This is a genomic window from Escherichia sp. 93.0816 (genome assembly GCF_013368855.2).
GTDB lineage: Bacteria > Pseudomonadota > Gammaproteobacteria > Enterobacterales > Enterobacteriaceae > Escherichia > Escherichia ruysiae.
The window spans coordinates 1-2,176 of record NZ_JABWNC020000057.1; the positions used below are offsets into that span (position 1 = coordinate 1).

Here is a 2,176-nt window from a genome sequence, read left to right on the forward strand (position 1 = left end):
GCCGGAAAAAGCCGAAGCGTTTATTGCCTCGCTTTCTGCCAGCCAGCGGCGCAGCGTTGATGACATCGAACGCAGCCTGCAAAACGACCGCTTATCACAGCAGGCGGAGGCACTGGAAAATCAGGGTAAATGGGCGCAGGCGGCAGCACTTCAGCGTCAGCGACTGGCGCTCGATCCCGGCAGTGTGTGGATTACTTACCGGCTTTCGCAGGATCTCTGGCAGGCCGGGCAACGCAGCCAGGCCGATACGTTAATGCGCAACCTGGCGCAACAGAAGCCGAACGACCCGGAGCAGGTTTACGCTTACGGACTGTATCTTTCCGGTCACGACCAGGACAGAGCCGCGCTGGCGCATATCAACAGCCTGCCGCGCGCGCAGTGGAACAGCAATATTCAGGAACTGGCAAACCGCCTGCAAAGCGATCAGGTACTGGAAACCGCCAGCCGCCTGCGTGAAAGCGGCAAAGAGGCAGAAGCGGAAGCGATGCTGCGCCAGCAGCCACCGTCCACGCGCATTGACCTCACCCTGGCCGACTGGGCGCAGCAGCGACGTGATGACACCGCTGCCCGCGCGGCGTATCAGAATGTCCTGACGCGGGAGCCAGCTAATGTCGATGCCATTCTTGGCCTGACGGAAGTGGATATCGCCGCCGGTGACAAAGCGGCGGCACGCAGCCAGCTGGCGAAACTGCCCGCCACTGACAATACCTCACTGAATACACAGCGGCGCGTGGCGCTGGTACAGGCGCAGCTTGGCGATACCGCAGCGGCGCAGCAGACGTTTAACAAGCTGATCCCGCAGGCAAAATCTCAGCCGCCGTCGATGGAAAGTGCGATGGTACTGCGTGATGGTGCAAGGTTTGAAGCGCAGGCGGGCGAGCCAAAGCAGGCGCTGGAAACCTACAAAGACGCGATGGTGGCTGCTGGTGTGACGCCGACGCGTCCGCAGGATAACGACACCTTTACCCGTCTGACCCGTAACGATGAGAAAGACGACTGGCTGAAGCGCGGTGTGCGCAGTGACGCGGCAGATCTCTATCGCCAGCAGGATCTTAACGTCACCCTTGAGCACGACTACTGGGGATCGAGCGGCACCGGTGGTTACTCCGATCTGAAAGCACACACCACCATGTTGCAGGTGGATGCACCGTATTCTGACGGACGGATGTTCTTTCGCAGTGATTTCGTCAATATGAACGTCGGCAGTTTTTCTGCCGACGCTGAGGGTAAATGGGATAACAACTGGGGCACCTGTACGTTGCAGGACTGTAGCGGCAACCGCAGCCAGTCGGATTCCGGCGCCAGCGTGGCGGTCGGCTGGCGAAATGACGTCTGGAGCTGGGATATCGGCACCACGCCGATGGGCTTCAACGTGGTGGATGTGGTCGGCGGCATCAGTTACAGCGACGATATCGGGCCGCTTGGTTACACCGTTAACGCCCATCGTCGCCCCATCTCCAGTTCCTTGCTGGCCTTCGGCGGACAGAAAGACTCTCCGGGCAATACCGGGAAAAAATGGGGCGGCGTGCGTGCCGATGGCGTGGGGCTAAGTCTGAGCTACGATAAAGGTGAAGCGAACGGCGTCTGGGCATCCCTTAGCGGCGACCAGTTAACCGGTAAAAATGTCGAAGATAACTGGCGCGTGCGCTGGATGACGGGCTATTACTATAAGGTCATCAACCAGAATAATCGCCGTGTGACCATTGGCCTGAACAATATGATCTGGCATTACGACAAAGACCTGAGTGGGTACTCACTCGGTCAGGGCGGTTACTACAGCCCGCAGGAATATCTGTCGTTTGCCATACCGGTGATGTGGCGTGAGCGGACGGAAAACTGGTCGTGGGAGCTGGGCGCGTCTGGCTCGTGGTCGCATTCGCGCACCAAAACCATGCCGCGTTATCCGCTGATGAACCTGATCCCGACGGACTGGAAAGAGGATGCCGCCAGCCAGACCAACGACGGCGGCAGCAGTCAGGGCTTTGGCTACACGGCGCGGGCGTTACTTGAGCGTCGCGTCACGTCCAACTGGTTTGTCGGCACGGCAATCGATATCCAGCAGGCGAAAGATTATGCGCCAAGCCATTTCCTGCTCTACGTGCGGTATTCCGCCGCCGGATGGCAGGGCGACATGGATTTACCGCCGCAGCCGCTGATACCTTACGCCGACTGGTAA

Annotated in this window: 1 protein-coding gene; it reads left to right on the forward strand. The window is 59.5% G+C overall.

What is annotated here, in order from left to right; genetic code table 11:
- On the forward strand, nt 1–2,176 hold a 2,176-nt coding region (gene bcsC / locus HEM79_RS22140; RefSeq protein ID WP_183082719.1), incomplete at its 5' end, for a cellulose synthase complex outer membrane protein BcsC.